The sequence below is a fragment of the Prevotellamassilia timonensis genome (genome assembly GCF_021531665.1).
GTDB lineage: Bacteria > Bacteroidota > Bacteroidia > Bacteroidales > Bacteroidaceae > Alloprevotella.
The window spans coordinates 48,060-68,246 of sequence record NZ_JADYUH010000006.1 but is presented as its reverse complement, the minus strand read 5'-3'; the positions used below and the strand labels follow the sequence as shown (position 1 = coordinate 68,246).

Here is a 20,187-nt window from a genome sequence, read left to right as displayed (position 1 = left end):
GTGGGAGAGTAGGTCGCCGCCAGCTTATAGGACAACCTCCGATGAACCAGTTTCGTCGGAGGTTGTTTCCATCTTGTGCTTTTCGCTCGCGGATTTCGCCGAGTTTTTTCGCAAGTTTTGAAAAGCTCGCAGATTTCGCTGCGAATTTTTCGCCGAGTTTTGAAAAGCTCGCGATTTCGCGGCGAGTATTTAGCGGAAGATTGAAAGGCTCGCAGATTTCGCGGATTTCGCAGATTTCGCGAGGAGTATTTAGGCTCGCAGATTTTGCGAGGAATTTTAGGGTTCGCGGTTTCTCAGCTTTCGCGCCGATTCTCTTTTTGAACTATTACTTCCGCGAAACCATAATAATCTTGATATGAAAAAGGAGTGCTCCGTGTGGGGCACTCCTTTTTGAAGTATGGGGTGTTCTAAAAACGTGAAGAATGGCTGTCCGGTAAACGAACAAAAGTTGTTCTATAAATTACGGAATAGGGAGCATTCAAAAGGAAGCCTTGTCGTCTTCCCCGTTGCGTCGAATCATTCAAGGTAGGTGTAGCCGTAGAGTCCGGAGCGGTAGTTTGAGATGAACTCCTTTCCCTCCTCAACGGTGATGCGTTCCTCTTTCACAGCCTTGCTTACCCAACTTTCGAGGCGGCGCACGAGTCGTTTCGGGTCGTATTGCACATATTCCAACACGTCTGCCACGGTTTCGCCGTCGATGGTTTTGTCGATGCTGTAGCCCGACTCATCGACAGTGATGTGGACTGCGTTCGTGTCGCCGAAGAGATTGTGCATGTTGCCGAGAATCTCCTGGTAGGCGCCGACGAGGAAGAAGCCGATGTAGTAGTGCTCTCCGTCCTTGAAGGGGTGGAGTGGGATGTAGGATGTCTGCTGATTATAGTTGATATAGGCAGAAATTTTTCCATCGGAGTCACACGTGATGTCCTGCAGGGTGGCTGAACGGGTGGGGCGTTCGTTCAGTCTCTCGATGGGCATGATGGGGAAGAGTTGGTCGATGCCCCAAGAGTCAGGGAGAGACTGGAAGAGTGAGAAATTACAGAAGTATTTGTCCGACATGGACTTGTCGAGTTTGCGGAGTTCGTCCGGCACGTGTTTCATGTGGTGGACGAGTTCGCTGATTTCGTGTGTGATGCTCCAGTAGAGGCTTTCGATTTGAGCACGTGTTTTGAGGTCAATGATTCCGTGTCGGAAGAGGTCGAGTGCTTCGTCTCGGATGTCCTGTGCGTCGTGCCAGTCCTCCAGCATGGAGCGTTGCGAGAGTTTGTCCCAGATTTCGGTCAGGTCGTGAACCAGTTGATGGTCATTCTCTCCGGGTTGGAAGTCCTCGTCCATGTGCGGCATGCTGACGCTTTCGAGGCAGTCAACGATGAGCACCGAGTGGTGTGCCGTCAGGGAGCGTCCGCCTTCGGTGATGAGGTTCGGGTGCGGAATTTGGTTTTTGTTGGCAGCATCGACGAAGGTATAGACGCAGTCGTTGACATATTCTTGAATGGAATAGTTCACAGAACTTTCGGAGTTGCTGGAGCGTGTGCCGTCATAATCAACTCCCAGTCCGCCGCCACAATCGACGAATTCAATGTCAAAGCCCAGTGCGTGGAGTTGCACGTAGAACTGTGCTGCTTCGCGCAGGGCGGTGGAGATGCGTCGGATTTTGGTGATTTGTGAGCCGATGTGGAAGTGGATGAGTTTCAAGCAGTCGTGCATTCCCATCTCGTCCAGTTTCCTCAGTGCTTCGAGGAGTTCTGAGGAGTTGAGTCCGAACTTAGAGGCGTCGCCGCCGCTCTCCTGCCATTTCCCCGTTCCGGATGCTGCCAGTTTGATGCGTATGCCCAGGTTCGGTCGCACGCCCAGTTTTTCGGCGGTTTGTGCGATGGCATCCAGTTCCGGGAGTTTCTCCACGACGAGGAAGACGCGTTTTCCCATTTTCTGTGCGAGCAGAGCCAATTCGATGAAGTTCTGGTCCTTGTGGCCGTTGCAGATGATGAGACTGTCGGAGTCCATGTTGGTGGCGAGCACCGCGTGGAGTTCCGGTTTGGAGCCTGCCTCGAGTCCGAGGTTATATTTTTTTCCGTGGCTGATGATTTCCTCCACGACGGGTCTCATCTGGTTCACCTTGATGGGATAGATGATGAAGTGCTCCGCTTGGTAGTTATATGCCTCCGCTGCTTTGTTGAAGCAGTCCGATGTCTTTTCGATTCTGTTGTCAAGGATGTCCGGGAATCTGAGGAGCACGGGTGCGGTGATGTCTCGTGAGTTGAGTTCATCCACGACCTCCTTGAGGTCCACCTTCGTTCCGTCTTTAGATGGAGAGACGAAAACGTGTCCTTTTTCGTTGATGCCAAAGTAGTTGACACCCCATCCTTTGATGTTGTAGAGTTCTTCTGAATCTTCAATTCTCCACTTTCTCATGTTGTGTAGTCGATGATTTTTCTGACCACGCTGTCCACCTTTTCTTCGGCGTCAAGCGTATTGACGTCAATGATATGTTTGGCTTTTAGATAAAACTGTTCTCGTTCGGCAATTTGTTGCGAGATATAATTGAATAGTTCTTCGTGTGATTTTCCTTTCAGCAGCGGTCGTTCCCCTTTGCTGATGGCGAGGTGTCGGACGATGGTCTCCGGGGATGCTTTGAGATAGAAGGTCTCTCCGATGGAGTTCATGTAGTCCGCGTTGTCGAAGAAGCAGGGAGTGCCTCCTCCGCAGGAGAGCACGATGTTTTGGAACTCTGCCACCTCGTGGAGCATGCGTCGTTCCATGTCTCGGAACTTCTCTTCTCCCTGTTCGGCGAAGATGCGGGGCACCTTGGTGCGGAAACGCTCCTCAATGTACCAGTCCAGGTCGTAGAAGGTGCATCCCAACTGCTTCGCCAGACTTTTCCCGATGGTGGTTTTTCCGACGCACATGTAGCCCACCAAGATGATGGCGGGACGCTGTATCCATGTGTTTGAAGTTGAATTTAGCATATTGGGAGTTCAGGGAATGTCCTGTAAACTATGGAATAAGGAGTGTTCAAGAGAAAGAGATGACTTTTTCAACCTAAGAACACCCTTCAAAGATTGGAAAGAGCATGCGGTCCCCGTTTCTTATTTCTTTTTCTTTTGCGATTCCGCTTTGACGATGGCGAGGCACTCCTCGTAGGTCAGTTCCGCGGCTCTTGTTGCCTCCTTCTTGGGAAGTTTGAAGTTCTTTCCTTTCCAGGAGATGTAAGGTCCGAAGCGTCCTGTTCTCACTTCAAGTTCCTTGTCCTCCTCAAATGTTTTCAGGTGGCTTTTCGCTTCCGCGTCTTTTTTCGCGGTGAGCAGTTCCAGTGCGCGTGGCAGGTCGATTGTCATCGGGTCTTCCCCTTTCGGGATGGAGGCGAAGAGTTTGCCCAGTTGCACGTATGGACCGAAGCGTCCCGAGTTTGCTTTCACCGTTTGTCCTTCGTGTTCCCCCAGTGTTCGGGGCAGTTTGAAGAGTTCCAGAGCTTCCTCTAGTGTGATGGTTTCAATGCTTTGTCCCGGAGCCAGGTTCGCAAAGCGCGGTTTTTCTTTGTCCTCCGGCGTGCCGATTTGCACGAGTGGTCCGTAGCGTCCGATTTTCACCGACACCGGTTTTCCGTCGGCAGGGTTTGTTCCCAGCAGTCGTTCTCCCGCCTTGTGGTCGGTTCGCTCCTTCATCGTGCGTTCCACCACCGGCTCCAGTTGGTTGTAGAAGTCGCTGATGAGTTTCGTCCAGTTCATCTTTCCCTCTGCCACCTCGTCAAAGTCCTTCTCCACGTTTGCCGTGAAGTGGTAGTCCATGATTTCCGGGAAATATTCCATGAGGAAGTCATTCACCACAGAGCCCGTGTCCGTGGGCACCAGTTTGCCTCGGTTGCCTCCCGTGTTTTCCGTCAGTTCTGCCGCGGTGAGGTTTCCACCTTTCAAGATGATTTCGCGATAGGGGCGGGGTGAGCCTTCTGTGTCCCCCTTCTTCACATATTCGCGTTGCTGTATGGTCGAGATGGTCGGTGCGTAGGTGGAAGGTCGTCCGATGCCCAGTTCCTCCAGTTTGTGAACGAGCGACGCTTCCGAGTAGCGCGGTGGCGCCGGAGTGAAGCGCTGTCGTGCTTTCATTGTCTTCAGTTGCAAGGCGTCGCCTTCCGCGATGGCGGGCAGCAGACCTTGGGCGGAATCGTTGGCGGTTTCGGTGTCCTCGTCTCCGCGGCTCTCGCGATAGACGCGGAGGAAACCGTCGAACTTCACCACCTCCCCTTCTGCGGTGAACTTTTCGTTGCGTCCTCCCACGGCGATGGTGGCAGTGGTCTTTTCCAGTTCCGCGTCTGCCATTTGGCAGGCGAGCGTGCGTTTTCTTATGAGTTCATAGAGTCGTCGCTCCTGGGTGGTTCCTTCGATGTCCGTGCGGTGCATGTCCGTGGGTCGGATGGCTTCGTGTGCCTCCTGTGCCCCTTTGGCATGGGTGTGATAAGCGCGTCGTTTGTGATAGTTCGCCCCCATGGTCTCTTTGATGACCTCTTCGCAGCTTTTTTTGCAGAAGTCAGAGAGGTTCATGCTGTCCGTACGCATATAAGTAATGAGTCCCGCTTCGTAGAGCGTCTGTGCAACGCGCATCGTGACGGCAACGGGGAATCCCAGCTTGCGTGCGGCTTCCTGTTGGAGTGTGGAAGTCGTGAACGGCGGTGCCGGTGTGCGTGTCACGGGTTTCTGCACGACCTTCTCCACTTGGAAGGCAGCGTTTCGGCATGCTTCAAGGAAGTCCGTGGCATTCTTCTCGTCGGCGAAGCGCGTGTCCAGTTCCGCTTCCGGCAGTGCGGCGTGTTGGGCGGCGGTGAGGAAGGCGGCGGTCACTCTATAGTAAGGAGTGGCGTTGAACGCATTGATTTCTCTTTCTCGTTCCACGATGAGTCTCACTGCCACGCTCTGTACGCGTCCTGCGGAGAGGCTCGGTCTCACTTTGCGCCAGAGCACCGGGGAGAGTTTGAAACCCACGAGTCGGTCGAGCACACGGCGCGCCTGTTGCGCATCGACGAGATGGAGGTCAATGTGTCGCGGGTTTTCGATGGCGTTTTGGATGGCAGATTTGGTGATTTCGTGGAACACGATACGTTTAGTTTCCTTCGGGTCGAGTCCCAGCACCTCGGCGAGGTGCCAAGAGATGGCTTCTCCTTCGCGGTCCTCATCGGATGCGAGCCAGATGGTCTCTGCCTTTTTTGCCTGGGCGCGCAGTTCGCTCACCACGTGCTTTTTGTCGGCGGGAATCTCATATTGTGGTTCAAAAGTTTTCAGGTTCACCCCGAAATCTTTCTTTTTCAGGTCTCTGATGTGTCCGTAGCTGGACATCACTTTGAAGTCACTTCCGAGGAACTTCTCAATGGTCTTCGCTTTCGCGGGAGACTCCACGATGACTAAGTTCTTTTGCATGATTCATTGAATTTTGGCTGCAAAAGTAGGGAAAAATTGCTTTATGCTCGTCCCTCACGCTGAGAAAGCGCAGATTTGGGAGTTTTTTCTCACGCAGAATGCACAAATGGGTTTCTTCGTGAGAGTTCCTCATTCTTTCGTGATTCGTTCAATTCGTGTTCACGGCGGTGTGTCATAATAGGGGGGCTAAAAATTAGGTTGAGTTGATTTTTGATTTCTTAGAGATGAACTTTTGTCAGTTGAGGAAGGAGCATAGCGGGCTATGTGACTGACGAAACTTACAAAAGGGCGCGCTAAGAAGCGAAAAGCAACCAAAACGTAAGCACTTTCTTTTGAACGTTCCTTATCCCGTAATTTATAGAACACCCCAATAGCCAATCTGCTTCGTTGCTATTGGATTCGGGCTTGGTCATGTACTTCAGTACACTCCCTGCGCCCTCATCCTCAGCGCCTTGCATCTTAGCCATTCTGACGCACCTTCGAGGGTGTATCCCAAATGTGCATTTTGACACACCCTCTTGTGTGACGCCGTTCAGACACCACCGTTAAAGAGGTGTCAGGTGATTGTCGGCGTCAGAGTACTGTTGGCGGGTTGTGGAAAGGGGTGCTTCAAGAAATGTAAGAAAAATGTAATTTTTTTCAATCTTAGTTTGTCGTGAACGAAAAGGTTGTTACTTTTGCCCACGAAAAACGCGTGTTTGACAGCGATTTGGCACACGGGAAGTGCTCCTTCACCTTTTGCGTCCGTGCCTCTCGCTTGTTGCTGCGTACACTTGAATTACTTTTATATCTGTGAAAACTGCCCACTAATCCCTCCGTTAGTGTATGGTGACAGACGTGTTCTGCCGCCTTTTGTGGTTTTTCCCTTTAGCGTCCGTCCTCTCCGCGTTCGGTCGCCCTTCTTTTGAGAATTACTTTTAATCAATCAATTTTTATAACATGAAAAGAATTACTTTTTTCTTGTCGCTTATGCTGATGCTGGTGTGCGTCGGCTCAGCATCCGCGCAAACAAATCCTTCCTATTCTTATCGCAAAGTTGCGAGTGTAGGAGCCGCTGTGACCAACTTGTCTGACATCACCGACGGTGGAACTTATGCTTTCCTTTCAGTCGGCAAAAACAAGTATATCAAATTGAATGGTCTTGCATCTTTGAAACTCAACAACGATGCATCACTCACAGCTGACGATGAGACAGACGGATTGGCAGTGTTTACTTTCCACAAAGTGGCTGATGCTGAGAATACCTACACTTTTGAAACTGCATTTTCCGGAATCTATATGAAACCGGTTATTGATGGTGCTTGCTATGCACAAGAAACCACTTCTCCCTCTTCTTTCGTCATTAGCACGACAAACGTAGATGGAGCCGGTGCTTCTGCAGGTACTTTCTATGTAAAGAACTCTGGAAACAATGTCTGGTTTGACATGCAAGACGGCCAATTTGTTGGTTGGCAGGGTAAAGGCGCTAATGCCGGATATAAGATTGTACCTGTCACTCTCTCCGAGGAAACTGTTACGTTCCGCAGAACCACTGTAAAACTAACTTGTGGTGATGAAGAGTTCTATAACCAGACCTCTTATCTCAAAGATGGTACCACCATATCATATAGTCCGGTTCATTCCTATTATTACACTATTACAGCTCCTGAAAACTTAGTCGTTAGTGAGACCAATACCGAGTTCAATTACATTGCGACTTTGACTGGTACTATTCCCGTTTCTTTCTCCACTGCCGAAAGTAAAACGTGGTATGCAATTCAGATTATGAATCAAGGCACAAGAACCGTAAAAGCATACTACGATTCTGATGATGCTGCTTGGCATGTGATGACAGTGCCATCAGCGTTTAATTCCACAGATTTGGCAGATTATGCAAGTTTCAACAACGCTGTTTGGAGTTTTGAACAAGACGGTACCGGTGTAAAACTCTACAATAAGGGTCAAAATCGTTATCTCAAATGGGCAAGCGGTTTTGCAACTTTGGAATCTGGTGCTGCCAACGGAACCACTTTCTATTTTGCACAGAATAGTGATTACAACGGTTCACAAGGTGAAGCAGGCTTCAGCCTTTGGACAGGTTCCGGCAATCAATATCTGAATGCCAGTGAACGCAAAGGTGGTGTGGCTAATGCCCGTCTTGGTGTGTGGAATAGTAGTGGCTCGAAAAATGATAAGGGCTCTTGCTTCCGCATTTGGAATGTGGAAACTAATGCAAACTTGCTTGCTGTGGGTAAAGATGTTATTGGTAACACCACCGCAAACGAAGCAGATGAAACCTATGTCACTTCTTGTACTGCTGCAGATGTTTCTGCCGCAGCCACCGCAGCCGCTTCAGTAACCACGTTCGCTGCTTTGGATGCTGTATATGACAACCTGAACGTACCTGCAGCTGATATCAATGCTGACACCTACTATCGCATTGTGAATGCAAACACCATCAATAAGAAATACATTTCCTCTGAAAATATTTTTGTGGGAACAGATGGTAATCTTTCTTCCTCTTATGCTGCAGACAACAGCATTGATCGCGTGGTTCGTCGTGTGACTTCTGATGGTTCGTTTGTTCCTATGCTTTGGAAGTTGGAATCAAATGGCGATGGCACATTCAAGATTCGCAATGCCAACACAAAATGCAATATGAGTGATTACGTGTCAAGCGGTCTTGATATGCCGATTAATGTAGCTGCCGGTGGCTCCTATCTGTTCAAGGCTTTCCCCTCTGCCACATTCACTGGCAACGATGGAAAGACCAAGTTCCAAATGTTGATTTCCGGTCATCGTATCAACGCATTCCAAGGTAATGATAATAATATCATCTGTGACTATAATGGCAACAATGATAACGACGCTGGTAGCTATTGGCAGTTGGAAAAGGTTTCTTCTGTTCCTGTGACCATCTCTTCTAGCGGTTATGCCTCTGTTGGTTTCCCATTTGCAGTGCAAGTACCTGCTTCCAGCGGTGTAAAAGCATACTACGGTCGAGTAGCAGAAGGAGATGTCCTGACGCTTACAGAAATCGAGGACGGCATCATTCCTGCCAATGAAGGTGCTGTGCTTGTTTATGAAGGTGGTAAGGTTGTGAACCTTGATATTGTATCTACAACCAAGACTTTGGAAAACAAACTCGTTGCCGCTACTGCAAAACGTATTGGTTTCACTGCAGATGACAACTATATGCTTGGTGTGGATGCTACCGACGCAAACAAAGTGAAGTTCCTCAAAGCCACCATCACTTCTGTTCCTGCCAATAAGGCATATCTTCCTGCAACAAACATCGTTAATCCCGCCGCAGCCCTCTCTTTCAATTTCGGCAACATGACTGGCATCTCAGACGTTGTGAATAATGCAGAAGGTAATGTACAGTACTTTGACCTCAATGGACGTCGCGTGCTTTATCCTGCTAACGGTGTGTTCGTAACTAGTGAAGGCAAGAAGGTATTTATTAAGTAATCATAAAAACAAGAATATTACATCATGAAAAAGAAATATATGTCTCCTCAAGCCTCTTCCATCCAGATTCTCTCTGAAGGAATGTTGGCAGGTTCAGTAGATATGTCTATCGGTGGCTCTGGTAGTACAACAATTGACGATGAAACCAGTGTCCTCTCCGACCAACGTGGTGGTTGGAACAGCACAGACTGGTCTGGCGAAGAATAAATTGCCACTTGTATAATGTACAATAAGCAAAGGAGTGCTCCGTCCGGGGCACTCCTTTTTTAGATGTATTGCTGGTTTACGCAGAATCCGCAGAACAAATAGCTCTTCCGATATGATCGGTGGTTGAGAGCAAGACGGCTAACCTCAAAAGACGTGTATAACGGAGGAAATAGAGGAACACCTGCAAACCCCGTGTCAGCTGGGAAAAACAGCGAAAGGTTTATTTCATGTATTTTATATACCATATTACAAGGGCAAGAAAAAACTATGCAAACTATACACAAATCCTACATTTAACGCTACATCTCTCTGATTCCCTGTATGTTGTGAAATGTATGGTTTGTGCTGCAAACCTTGCACAAACTATACATTGAACCATACATTGAGACGCTTCAAACCCTACACAAAAACTATACATGAAAGCCTACACGGCAACCCTACATTGCAACGGCACGCAGTTTACTTAGGAGCGCACCCAGTTAAAACTAGGAGCGCACCCAGTTAAAACTAGGAGCGCACCTAGGAAAAACTAGGAGCGCACCTAGGAAAAATTAGCCTTCCCCTAATTTCACTTTGCCTTCCTCAAATTTTTCTTAGCCTTCCTCAAATTTTTCTTTGCCTTCCCCTAATTTCACTTATGTGCGCACCTAAGTAAAACTGCGTGCCGAATAGGCAAAATTTTTCTCAGCGACACAGGTTCCTTGAAGAGCAAAAATGTAGGATGAGAACCGCGTTTTTGCATATTTCCGCCCAATCCTACATTTATATTTTTTGCTTCACCACGACCCTACACACATCGCCGCGCAACCCTACACAGTGAAGGGTTTTGTGTAGAATTTGCAGACCAAACCCTACACACTTAACCTCTCTGATTATCAAACTTTAAACGCCAACTGTGTAGGGTTTGCAAGAAATGCATGTACCCTTGAAAAACGTATAGGTGTGAAAGGTGAATACGCGCGCCTCGCGCGCGATGCCTATTTCATATTTTTTCCTGCGTTTCCTTTTGAAGACATCATGGCACAAGTTTTGCTATAAGCCCCAACACAATGAAGGCGGTGTGTCAAAATTTGTGCTCTGACACACCGCCTTTTCGTAGGCGAATTCAAAAGTGAATGAAGCGAAGAAGACGTTTCGCGCTTCTCTCTCAGGCGTTGCCCTCAGGCACACCGAAGGGAGTGGCGGTGCGGCCGCCTTGCGGTTGCTCGGCTGTTTCGGGGAGTCTGATGGGACCGTACGCCTTCTCATATTTCACGATGTTGTCCTGCAGCGCATAGAGAAGGCGTTTGGCATGCTCGGGCGCCAAGACGATACGGCTCTTCACGTTGGCTTTCGGCAGACCGGGAAGCACGCGGATGAAGTCAAGCACTACTTCGGCGCTGGAGTGAGTGATGATGGCGAGGTTGGAATAGATGCCCTCAGCCACTTCGGGAGTCAGTTCAATTTTCAACTGACCATTGTTCTTGTCTTGATTTTCCATGATGATATATTTTAGAGGTGGGGCGCTTGCGCGACGGCAAAAATAGCAGAAGAGGGCGGATTGAGCAACAATGTTGTTCCATATTTCGGAAAACAAGAGCGGGAAAGGCTGTTTTTCTGCACTGAGTTGCATGGTCTGAGATTTTATGCGTACTTTTGCGCCGAATTTATAGGATTCCTTAACCTATTTATCCCATCACTCCTCTCTTTGAGTCACAAAGATTCACTCGACGCAACTATAAACAGAAACCATTTTTTATATCTTATGAAAAAACTCTTTACTCTTTTCGCAATGGGTGTCATTGTCCTCAGCGGCAATGCACAGAAGACCATCCAGGGCTCTCGTTTCTTTGACAACTGGTCCATTGGTCTCGTTGGTGGTGCTTACACCAAGACCACTCACAACGCTATGTTCAAGAATGCTCGTGCTGCCTACGGTCTTGAGGTGACGAAGCAAATCACCCCGATCTTCGGTGTCGGCGTGCAGGGAACTGCCACCAACAACATCACCGACAGCAAGACTGTCATCGATGCTGTGAACGCTGACTTGCTTGCTAAGTTCAACCTCACCAACGCCATCTTCGGCTACAAGGGTGAACCCCGCGTCTTCGAGGTGGAAGGTGTCTATGGCATTGGCTTGATGCACTACTTCAAAGTCGGTGATGACGGTGGCAATGACATGACCTCTCAAGCAGGTTTGAACTTTAATTTCAACCTTGGCAAAGAGAAGGCTTGGACGGTCGCCCTCAAACCCGCCATCGTTTGGAACCTTGACGGTGGCTCCAAAGAGCAGAACACTGCCTACAACGTGAACCACAGTGCCATCCAGGTGCTCGCCGGTGTGACCTATCACTTCAAGAACAAGAGCAACGGCAAGCACTACCTCACCTTCGCCAAGGGTTACGACCAGGCAGAAGTGGATGGTCTCAATGCCAAAATCAACGACCTCCGCGCTCAGGTGAGCGACAAGGACGCTCAGGTTTCCAAACTCAACGGACAAATCCGCACGCTCCAGCAGCAGCTCAACGACGAGCGCAACAAGAAACCCGCCGTGCAAATCCAGAAAGTCGTGGAAACTCAGAAGGGTGCCAACTCTCTCGAACAGACCATCACCTTCCGTCAAGGCAAGAGCGTCATCGACGCTTCTCAGCTCCCCAACGTGGAACGTGTGGCTACGTTCATGAAGAACCACAAGGACGCCAAAGTGACCATCAAGGGTTACGCTTCTCCCGAAGGCTCTGCAGAAATCAACGCCAAGATTGCCAAGGCTCGTGCTGAAGCCGTGAAGACTGTCCTCGTGAACAAGTACAAGATTGACGCTTCCCGCATCGTGGCTGAAGGTCAGGGCGTGGGTGACATGTTCAGCGAACCCGACTGGAACCGTGTCAGCATCTGTACGATTGAATCCAAGTAATTAGAACATATTGTTTAGTCTCCCGAGCGGGGCAGCGTCATCACGATGCTGCCCCGCATCATTTTGATGCAAGCTGATGAACCAACGAGGGCAATGCTGTCGTGCCACACCGTTTTCGTCAGAACCTCGTTCGCGGTCAGCGTGGCGTCGTTCCTGCGCGCAGGAGTGACGAAACGGCGGGAAAAAGTGACGTATGAGTTTTCAGTCCGTTAGCGATAGATCTGCTTTGAAAGTAGAAAAAAACGGAAAACCTTTTCTCGGCAGCACCACGTCCCTTTGTCTCTTTGTCCCTTTGTCTCTTTGTCCCTTCGTCTCTTTGTCTCTTTGTCTCTTCGTCCCCTCGTCTCTTTGTCCCTTCGTTCCGGGGAGTTTGCAACCGACTCAGTTGTGCGCTGCAGATGCTATAATCGACATTGGCAAGGAAAAGCTGCTGAGAAGACAGTAAATTGAGGTGTTTTTGAAGGGAGACTGCTTGTCTTGTGTATATATCACACAAAAAGTTTTATTGTTCAGAATAAACACATTAACTTTGCTACGTAAATTTAACGCAATAAGGAATATGAACAAGACAGATGAAGAGTTGAAATACTGCTATAGGTACCCCCATCCGAGTGTAACGACGGACTGTGTCATCTTTGGGTTTGACGGCACGAAATTGAGGGTCCTTTTGGTGCAACGAGGCATCTTGGAGCACTTCATTAAGGATGATGAATCTCATATCGTATGTCTTGCATGTGAATTGTTACAAAACTATGATAAATAACAGAGAATATGTACATATGTGATAGATGTAGTGTTACTTTTGCCTCAATACTATCATAAACGTAATGAAGGGAGGATAATGCTGATGCAGAGATATACTTCCTTTTGGGATCCGACAAACTGTATTTGCTCATACATTTTTCAAGCCATAGAGGCTTTCAGGATATGTTGAACGTTTTTGTTAAGCCACATGAGCAGAGTCAGGCTTGCTTGAGCTCGGCCCTGGCAAGAAAACGAAGGATGAAATCCAAGGTTGTCCTCTATACAAGAGGAAATGTCCGGAATAATATGAAGCGTGTTGAAGAAGTATTAAGAAAAGCAAAATAAAAATGGACGTACAAAGAATGATAGATAGTGGGATACCGGATGTGGCTCCTGTTTTTGGTGGAGTACGAGGACGAACATTGTCGTCAAGGCACCTGAAGTATGCATGGCCAATCATAGCAGAAGCGGGTATTAAGACCGTCATAGACCTTCGGAATCTGGATTCCTCAAACAGGCTTGTGGAGTATTGCGAACAATACGGAATGGAGTTCTTCCATTATCCTGTTGACAAGAAGAAGTTGAATACAGAGGTGATGGTTGATCGACTGCTACGGTTCTGCGAACTCATAGAGCGAGGTGACTTCTATATTGCTTGCGCCATGGGATTGCATCGAACAGATATTGCACTCTCTGTATATTGGGTTTTCTATGGAGCAGACCAAGGTCTCGATGCGCCAAATCTCAGAGGCTATACGGAAGCATCTGGTCATGATACTAACAATATCATGCAAGTTCTCAATGCCATGTATAACTGTATGACAGAACGAAATGGACAAAATCCTATGCCTGAAGAAGTTTTCAAAGAAAGGAAGAAGGCTATAAATGAAAAGAGTAGGTCATGAAGATGTATATGAACGAAAAAAGAATTGAAAAATGGAAGAAAATTATATGGCTACCACACGGAACGGGCACGAACTGAAGGATATGTATAATCCAGAGACAAACACTCTGGATATACGTTCTAATGGTTTGTACCCCTCCAATGTGCTCAGCAACATGTGCAGCAACGGTTTCCGTTTCGATGGAATGGTATGCGGCAGTATGGAGGGTTTCCTGCAATCTCTGAAGAGGAAGGAACTTGACAAGCAACGGCAGATATGCAGCATGAAGGGCGGCAATGCTCGGAAGGTGAGCGTCACTTCTTGGCAGACTGACCAGATAGTATGGTGGAAGGGGCAGGCACTAGACCGCCAAAGCGAAGAGTATCAGCAACTCATACGCCGTGCTTATCAATCAATGTTCGAGCAAAGTGAACGGTTCCGTGCCGCACTGATGCAGACTCGTGGCATCACACTCGTTCACACAAGCGGTGAACCGAGTTCATACAAGACAATACTCACGCCTTCAGAGTTCTGCGGCATCCTGATGGATTTGCGCGACAGTTATGATCTTCGGGACAAGACAAAGGAATTGGAGAAGAAGTCAATTCGAAGGAAGAAACGAGTGTTTGTGGATATGGACAATGTGCTTGTGGATTTTCAATCGGGACTTGACCTTCAGTCAGATAAGATCAAAAAAGAATACGAAGGACGTCTTGATGAGATTCCCGGCCTCTTTGCCGAGATGAAACCTATGCCGGGAGCCATCGAGGCTATGCACACGTTGCAAGAGCATTTTGATCTCTACATCCTCTCTACAGCCCCTTGGAAGAATCCTTCGGCATGGTCAGATAAGGTGAAGTGGGTGACACGTTATTTGGATGATGTGTTCCACAAACGTATGGTCATTACCCATTGCAAGAACCTCTGTAAAGGCGACTATCTCATTGATGACCGTGGCAAGAATGGCACAAGTGAGTTTGAAGGAAAATGGATTCAGTTTGGCAATGATGAATTCCCTGGTTGGGAAAGTGTGGTAAACTATTTGTTGAGACAAGAATAATGTTGGTGATACATCCCAAAGACAAGACCACGGCCATGCTTTCTGTCCTGTATGAAGTGCTGTAAGCACAGGTGGTTGATGACTATCGTTCAACCAAGGAGATGGGGCATCTGTTGCGTCATGTCTTTACGCAGGAGCGCATCATGTTGCTGGGGTCTGGCTCTGGCAAAGGACTGTTCTACCGTACAGATGACAACAAGGATGAGTTTGTTTCTGTCCTGTCCTCTTTCGGAGAAGATGAGACGCGTGTTGAATCAAGGCATGAGCTGACGGTATCCATCCAAAACAGAGAAAAACGAGGCAGTCTGCAAGTTGTTGTGCGAAAAAAGACTACCTTTGCTTCGCGTATAGAAAGTGTGACCTATACATTATTATATATAGCACATCATTATATAGCACACCTTCATCGGAACATCCTTTTCAACAATTATGGATAAATATATCGTTTCAGCGCGAAAGTATCGTCCTTCCTCCTTTGACGCGGTGGTGGGGCAAAGTGCGCTGACCACCACGCTGAAGAACGCCATAGCGCGTGGCAAACTCGCTCACGCCTATCTCTTCTGCGGACCGCGAGGCGTCGGGAAAACCACCTGCGCCCGCATCTTCGCCAAAAATATCAACTGTCTTCACCCCTCTCCGGAGGGAGAAGCGTGTAACGAATGCGAAAGTTGCAAGGCTTTTGAGGAACAACGCTCCTACAATATCCACGAACTCGATGCTGCCTCCAACAACTCCGTCGAGGACATCCGCGGTCTCATTGAGCAGGTGCAGATTCCGCCACAGGTCGGAAAATACAAAGTCTTCATCATCGACGAGGTCCACATGCTCAGCCAGGCAGCCTTCAACGCTTTCTTGAAAACGCTTGAGGAACCGCCCGCTCATGCCATCTTCATCCTCGCTACCACCGAGAAACACAAAATCCTTCCCACCATCCTCAGTCGCTGCCAAATCTTCGACTTCTCCCGCATGAGCGTCTCCGACATGGTGCGCCATCTGGAGTACGTTGCGAAGAGTGAGGGCTTCACCACCGAACCCGAAGCGCTCCATGTCATCGCCGAAAAAGCCGACGGCGGCATGCGCGACGCACTCTCCATCTTCGACCAAGTCGCCAGTTACTGCGAGGGAAACATCACTTACGCCAAAGTGATTGAAGACCTCAATGTGTTGGACTATGACGAATATTTCGGCATGACGGACGCGCTGCTTGCCGGTGACGTGCCGACGTGCATGTTGCGGCTCAACCGTATTCTCTCCAAAGGTTTTGGTGGAAACTATTTCATCGGCGGACTTGCCTCACACTTCCGAGATTTGCTCATGGCACGCGATGCTGTCACCCTGCCCCTGCTCGAGGTGAGCGAGAGAGTGGCACAGCGCTATCAAGAACAAGCGGCGAAGTGTAACCCCGCCTTCCTCTACAAAGCCTTGAAACTGTGCAACGACTGTGACTTGAACTACCGCGCCTCGCGGAACAAACGCTTGCTGGTCGAACTGACCCTCATTCAAGTCGCACAACTGATGTCGGACGAAGAAGATGCTGCTTGTGGGCGTAGCCCTAAGCAAATGATTAAACCCCTCTTCCAAAAGACTGACGCACCAAGCGGAGAGTCTGCCTCCCACGCGCAAGTTGCAACCGCTCCTTCCGCTGCTCCTGTTGCTGTTCCTCCTTCCGTAGCTCCTGCTTCTTCTGCTGTCCCCGCCGGACAGGCTTTGCAGGAAGCGGCGCAACCTTATTCCTCCCGGCAGACAGCACCTGCAAGTCCCGTTGGTGGCATCGCCTCTCCCGCGAGTCCGAAGCCTACAAACAGTCCTAAGTCTCTCCGACATCCGCAATCACTTTCGCTCAAGAGTCTCGCCCAAAAGGCGCAACAAGGAACTCTTGAAAACTCGGAACAACCTGCAGCCACTACGGCAACGCCCACTCATGTCACAGACAATCCCCCGCAGTTGGTGACACCCTTCACGCAGGACACGCTGATGTACTATTGGTTCCGCTATATTCAGATTCTTCCCCAGGAACAGACCGCTATGGCGGGCAGGATGAAGGGAATGACTCCCGAATTGCAAGAGGGATGGGTGGTTCATTTGGTGTTGGAGAACGAAATGGTGGAGCAGGAAATGCAACACATGCTCCCCAACCTGCAAGCCTATCTCCGCACACAACTTAGAAACGACCTCATCCAAATCAAGATTTCCGTCAGCCACGACAAGGTGCAACACAAACCCACGGGACGTGCAGACATGTTGCGCGACCTGACGGAACAGTATCACAGTCTTGCCATCCTCTGCGAACGCCTCAATTTGGAATTGGCGTGATGAAGCGAAGGACTATTCAAAAAAACATATCATAAATCATAATTATCAAAATTGACCAATGGAAAATATGGCTCATAAATATGTCACTGTGGCATATAGTCTCTACACCGACAATGAAAAAGGAGTGCACGAACTGATCGAACGTGCTCCGGAGGAACACCCCTATCAGTTTATCACCGGTTTGGGCGTCACACTTGACGCTTTCGAGAAACACATTGACGAGGTGGCTGAAGGCGAAGCGTTTGATTTCGTCCTGACGCAGGATGAGGCTTACGGTCCCTACGATGAATCTCATGTGGTCGAATTGCCCAAAAACGTTTTCCGCGTGAATGGTCACTTTGACAATCAGATGGTCTATCCCGGCGCAGAACTTCCCTTGGTCAATGCCGACGGAAACCGTTTTGTCGGACTCGTTGTCGAGGTGAAAGAGGAAGTGGTGGTCATTGACCTCAACGAACGTCTTGCTGGCAAAGACCTCCACTTCGTTGGTAAAGTGGTCACCAAACGTGATGCCACCAATGCCGAAATTGAAGGCACGCTCCGAATGCTCTCCGGCGAGGGTGGCTGCGGATGCGGCTGCGATGATTGTGGCGGAGGCTGCGGCGACCACGAAGAAGGTTGCGGCTGCGGACATCATCACGACCACGAAGAAGGTTGCGGCTGCGGACATCATCACGACCACGAAGAAGGTTGCGGCTGCGGACGTCATCACGACCACGAGGAAGGTTGTGGCTGCGGACATCATCACGAATAAGATATAATACTAAATGAATACCTTCGGCGAACTTTTCCGTCTCACCACATTCGGTGAGAGTCACGGCCCCGGCGTGGGTGGCGTCATTGACGGAATGTCTCCCGGTGTGGAGGTCGATTTGGACTTCATTCAGCACGAGTTGGACCGTCGCCGCCCCGGTCAGAGCGCTCTGACGACGGCGCGCAAGGAAGGAGACAAAGTGGAGATTCTTTCCGGCGTTTTTGAAGGAAAAACCACCGGCTGTCCCATCGGTTTCTTGGTGAGAAACGAGAATCAGCATTCCAACGACTACGACAACCTGCGCAACCTCTTTCGCCCCTCCCACGCAGACTTTACCTATTTCAAGAAATATGGCCTGCGCGACCATCGTGGCGGCGGTCGCACTTCGGCTCGCGAAACCATCGCTCGCGTCGTCGGAGGTGCTTTTGCAAAACTTGCGCTGCGTCGCTTGGGCATCAGCATCACTGCCTACACCTCTCAGGTTGGTCACATCGCGCTGCCCGGCACCTACGCAGACCTTGACCTTTCGCTCGTTGAAAACAATCCCGTGCGCTGTCCGGATGAGAAAGTGGCAGCAGAAATGGCGAAACTCATTGCCGAGGTCAAAGCAGAAGGTGACACGATTGGCGGCATCATCAGCTGTGTCGTCAAAGGCTGTCCGCCGGGACTCGGTGAGCCTGTGTTCGGTAAGCTTCACGCTCGCTTGGGTGCTGCCATGCTCAGCATCAATGCCGTGAAAGGGTTTGAATATGGTGCCGGTTTCGCTGGCGTGACTCAGCGAGGCAGCGAGCAGAACGACGTCTTCGTGCGTCGAAGTGACGGAAGCATCGGTACGCTCACGAATCGAAGTGGCGGCATTCAGGGAGGCATCAGCAACGGCGAAGACATCTACTTCCGTGTTGCTTTTAAGCCCGTGGCTACTCTTCTGCGTGAGCAACAGACCGTGGACATTGCCGGAAATGCGGTGTCAGTGAAGGCTCGCGGACGCCACGATCCCTGTGTCTTGCCCCGTGCCGTTCCCATCGTGGAAGCCATGACTTCGATGGTTCTTTTGGATAGTTATATGTTCTATAGCAGATATAAATGTTAAAACCCGCTTATTTTGGCAAGAAAGCATGACATTCCTTTGTGTTATATGCTTTAAGGGTCTATATTTGCACTATCCAGTTGTCGTGAGATAACGTTTGTAAATAGTTTAGTTAAGTCTAGTTTAGTTTTTGTGTTGGTTAATGGAGGCGCATTTTGATGCTGCCTCCATTAATTCTATTTCTCTCTACACTTCTTGATTTCGCGTCGAAATAAACAAAAAATTTTGTGGTGTTGGATTTAATCTCTACTTTTGACCAAAGAAAACAAAATGAACGGTTATGCTGACTGAAAACAAATACATACGCTTTGACTGGGCTGTGAAACGAATGTTACGTGACAAAGCCAATTTCGCAGTTTTGGAAGGGTTGATTACGGTTCTTCTGGGTGAGAAAATAATCATCACCGAACTTCTTGAGAGCGAAGGCAATCAGAACTCAAGCGATGACAAATTCAACCGTGTTGACATCAAAGCAAAAAACAGCAAAGGTGAAATTATCATCGTGGAAGTGCAACTCACTCGTCAGTTGTATTATCTCCAGCGTATGCTTTATGGCGTCTCCAAAGCCATCACGGAACATATTCAGATAGGTAACAAGTATGACCAAGTAAAGAAGGTGTACTCCATCAATATCCTCTATTTTGACCTTGGTCAGGGTAGTGACTATCTCTACCACGGAAAAACCATTTTTACGGGTGTGCACACAGGAGACCAATTGAAAGTAAACACAAAAGAAGCCAATGAGATAAGGATGACCGTTCCTGAGAACGTCTTTCCTGAATACTATATCATCCGTGTCAATGAATTTAATGATGTGGCAACCACACCTATTGAGGAATGGCTTGACTATCTGAAAAACAATCATATTAAAGAAAATACTTCTACTCCGGGACTACAAGAAGCCCGCAAAAAACTTCTCTACATGACCATGAGCGATTCCGACCGCCGTGCATACGATGCACACATGGATGACATCATGGTGCAGAACGATGTGCTTGACACAGCGAAAATGGAAGGTCGTGCCGAGGGTTTGGAAGAAGGCAGAGCCGAGGGTCGTGCCGAAGGTTTGGAAGAGGGCAGAGCCGAAGGTCGTGCCGAGGGTCGTGCCGAAGGTTTGGAGGAAGGAGTTCAGAAAAAGGCGTTAGAAGTGGCAAAAAATCTGAAATCCATGGGGCTAAGCATCCAAGATATTCAACGAGTGACAGGTCTCAGTAAAGACGAGATAGAATCTTTGTGATTCCATGTTTCACAGTTTCATTTTTGCGGCTTGTTTGCATGAGAGTTCGTTCATCGCTTGTATAAGTCTATTTCAACGCCCCGCTTCTCTTCATACACGGTTGTAAATATGGAATGGTGCAGGAATGATACAATCCTCCTAATATTTCCTAACAGA

The 20,187-nt window shown here is 48.9% G+C and carries 15 protein-coding genes; 11 read left to right on the top strand and 4 right to left on the bottom strand.

The window, feature by feature from the left end; all coding sequences use genetic code 11:
* A partial coding sequence (locus I6E40_RS02815) for a hypothetical protein (RefSeq protein WP_235385354.1) occupies positions 1-359 on the top strand: 359 nt, incomplete at its 5' end.
* A gap of 157 nt (positions 360-516) precedes the next feature.
* Here the strand turns inward: I6E40_RS02815 and speA are convergent.
* The 3 genes from speA to topA all read right to left on the bottom strand — a co-directional run bounded on the left by speA (position 517) and on the right by topA (position 5,402).
* Positions 517-2,409 carry a biosynthetic arginine decarboxylase gene (speA, locus tag I6E40_RS02810; protein WP_235385353.1) on the bottom strand — a complete coding sequence of 631 codons (1,893 nt, stop codon included), beginning with the start codon at positions 2,407-2,409 and terminating at the stop codon, positions 517-519.
* Complete coding sequence (locus I6E40_RS02805) at positions 2,406-2,963, bottom strand: shikimate kinase (RefSeq protein WP_235385352.1); 558 nt, start codon at positions 2,961-2,963, stop codon at positions 2,406-2,408. The genes speA and I6E40_RS02805 overlap by 4 nt, the downstream gene beginning before the upstream one ends.
* 120 nt (positions 2,964-3,083) lie before the next feature.
* Positions 3,084-5,402 (bottom strand): type I DNA topoisomerase, encoded by a 2,319-nt coding sequence (gene topA / locus I6E40_RS02800; protein WP_235385351.1) that lies wholly within the window; start codon positions 5,400-5,402, stop codon positions 3,084-3,086.
* A 939-nt stretch (positions 5,403-6,341) separates the two neighbouring features.
* Here topA and I6E40_RS02795 point away from each other — a divergent pair.
* Both I6E40_RS02795 and I6E40_RS02790 read left to right on the top strand, forming a co-directional pair.
* Entirely contained in the window at positions 6,342-8,852 is a 2,511-nt protein-coding gene (locus I6E40_RS02795) for a hypothetical protein (RefSeq protein ID WP_235385350.1), read from the top strand.
* 24 nt (positions 8,853-8,876) lie between these two features.
* Positions 8,877-9,059 (top strand): hypothetical protein, encoded by a 183-nt coding sequence (locus I6E40_RS02790; RefSeq protein WP_235385348.1) that lies wholly within the window; start codon positions 8,877-8,879, stop codon positions 9,057-9,059.
* A 1,147-nt stretch (positions 9,060-10,206) separates the two neighbouring features.
* Here the strand turns inward: I6E40_RS02790 and I6E40_RS02785 are convergent.
* Positions 10,207-10,539, bottom strand: coding sequence for a DUF3467 domain-containing protein (locus I6E40_RS02785; RefSeq protein WP_235385347.1), 333 nt, complete (start codon positions 10,537-10,539; stop codon positions 10,207-10,209).
* A gap of 264 nt (positions 10,540-10,803) precedes the next feature.
* Here I6E40_RS02785 and I6E40_RS02780 point away from each other — a divergent pair, with 264 nt between their 5' ends.
* From I6E40_RS02780 to I6E40_RS02745, 8 genes are all read left to right on the top strand, one after another.
* Positions 10,804-11,952, top strand: a complete 1,149-nt coding sequence (locus I6E40_RS02780) for an OmpA family protein (protein WP_235385346.1) — start codon at positions 10,804-10,806, stop codon at positions 11,950-11,952.
* 1,091 nt (positions 11,953-13,043) lie between these two features.
* Positions 13,044-13,601 (top strand): fused DSP-PTPase phosphatase/NAD kinase-like protein, encoded by a 558-nt coding sequence (locus I6E40_RS02775; protein ID WP_235385344.1) that lies wholly within the window; start codon positions 13,044-13,046, stop codon positions 13,599-13,601.
* 46 nt (positions 13,602-13,647) lie between these two features.
* A complete protein-coding gene (locus tag I6E40_RS02770) occupies positions 13,648-14,640 on the top strand; it encodes a 5' nucleotidase, NT5C type (RefSeq protein ID WP_235385343.1) in 993 nt (330 codons plus the stop codon).
* Positions 14,641-14,711: 71 nt separating this feature from the next.
* The gene (locus I6E40_RS02765; protein WP_235385342.1) at positions 14,712-15,077 is read left to right on the top strand and encodes a hypothetical protein; all 366 of its coding nucleotides are present in this window, start codon (positions 14,712-14,714) and stop codon (positions 15,075-15,077) included.
* Positions 15,070-16,953, top strand: a complete 1,884-nt coding sequence (locus I6E40_RS02760; protein ID WP_235385340.1) for a DNA polymerase III subunit gamma/tau — start codon at positions 15,070-15,072, stop codon at positions 16,951-16,953. Before I6E40_RS02765 ends, I6E40_RS02760 begins: the two co-directional genes overlap by 8 nt.
* Before the next feature lie 58 nt (positions 16,954-17,011).
* Positions 17,012-17,707 (top strand): peptidylprolyl isomerase, encoded by a 696-nt coding sequence (locus I6E40_RS02755; protein ID WP_235385339.1) that lies wholly within the window; start codon positions 17,012-17,014, stop codon positions 17,705-17,707.
* Between the two features lie 13 nt (positions 17,708-17,720).
* Entirely contained in the window at positions 17,721-18,797 is a 1,077-nt protein-coding gene (aroC, locus tag I6E40_RS02750) for a chorismate synthase (RefSeq protein WP_235385338.1), read from the top strand.
* A 277-nt stretch (positions 18,798-19,074) separates the two neighbouring features.
* The gene (locus I6E40_RS02745; RefSeq protein ID WP_235385336.1) at positions 19,075-20,031 is read left to right on the top strand and encodes an Rpn family recombination-promoting nuclease/putative transposase; all 957 of its coding nucleotides are present in this window, start codon (positions 19,075-19,077) and stop codon (positions 20,029-20,031) included.
* Positions 20,032-20,187 lie beyond the last annotated feature (156 nt).

What these genes read in the sequence shown, in the direction of transcription:
- I6E40_RS02805 (WP_235385352.1), bottom strand. Translation starts at nt 2,963, where the DNA reads ATGCTAAATTCAACTTCAAACACATGGATACAGCGTCCCGCCATCATC.
- I6E40_RS02760 (WP_235385340.1), top strand. Translation starts at nt 15,070, where the DNA reads ATGGATAAATATATCGTTTCAGCGCGAAAGTATCGTCCTTCCTCCTTT.
- I6E40_RS02775 (WP_235385344.1), top strand. Translation starts at nt 13,044, where the DNA reads ATGGACGTACAAAGAATGATAGATAGTGGGATACCGGATGTGGCTCCT.
- I6E40_RS02785 (WP_235385347.1), bottom strand. Translation starts at nt 10,539, where the DNA reads ATGGAAAATCAAGACAAGAACAATGGTCAGTTGAAAATTGAACTGACT.
- speA (WP_235385353.1), bottom strand. Translation starts at nt 2,409, where the DNA reads ATGAGAAAGTGGAGAATTGAAGATTCAGAAGAACTCTACAACATCAAA.
- aroC (WP_235385338.1), top strand. Translation starts at nt 17,721, where the DNA reads ATGAATACCTTCGGCGAACTTTTCCGTCTCACCACATTCGGTGAGAGT.
- topA (WP_235385351.1), bottom strand. Translation starts at nt 5,402, where the DNA reads ATGCAAAAGAACTTAGTCATCGTGGAGTCTCCCGCGAAAGCGAAGACC.
- I6E40_RS02745 (WP_235385336.1), top strand. Translation starts at nt 19,075, where the DNA reads ATGCTGACTGAAAACAAATACATACGCTTTGACTGGGCTGTGAAACGA.
- I6E40_RS02770 (WP_235385343.1), top strand. Translation starts at nt 13,648, where the DNA reads ATGGCTACCACACGGAACGGGCACGAACTGAAGGATATGTATAATCCA.
- I6E40_RS02790 (WP_235385348.1), top strand. Translation starts at nt 8,877, where the DNA reads ATGAAAAAGAAATATATGTCTCCTCAAGCCTCTTCCATCCAGATTCTC.
- I6E40_RS02795 (WP_235385350.1), top strand. Translation starts at nt 6,342, where the DNA reads ATGAAAAGAATTACTTTTTTCTTGTCGCTTATGCTGATGCTGGTGTGC.
- I6E40_RS02780 (WP_235385346.1), top strand. Translation starts at nt 10,804, where the DNA reads ATGAAAAAACTCTTTACTCTTTTCGCAATGGGTGTCATTGTCCTCAGC.
- I6E40_RS02755 (WP_235385339.1), top strand. Translation starts at nt 17,012, where the DNA reads ATGGAAAATATGGCTCATAAATATGTCACTGTGGCATATAGTCTCTAC.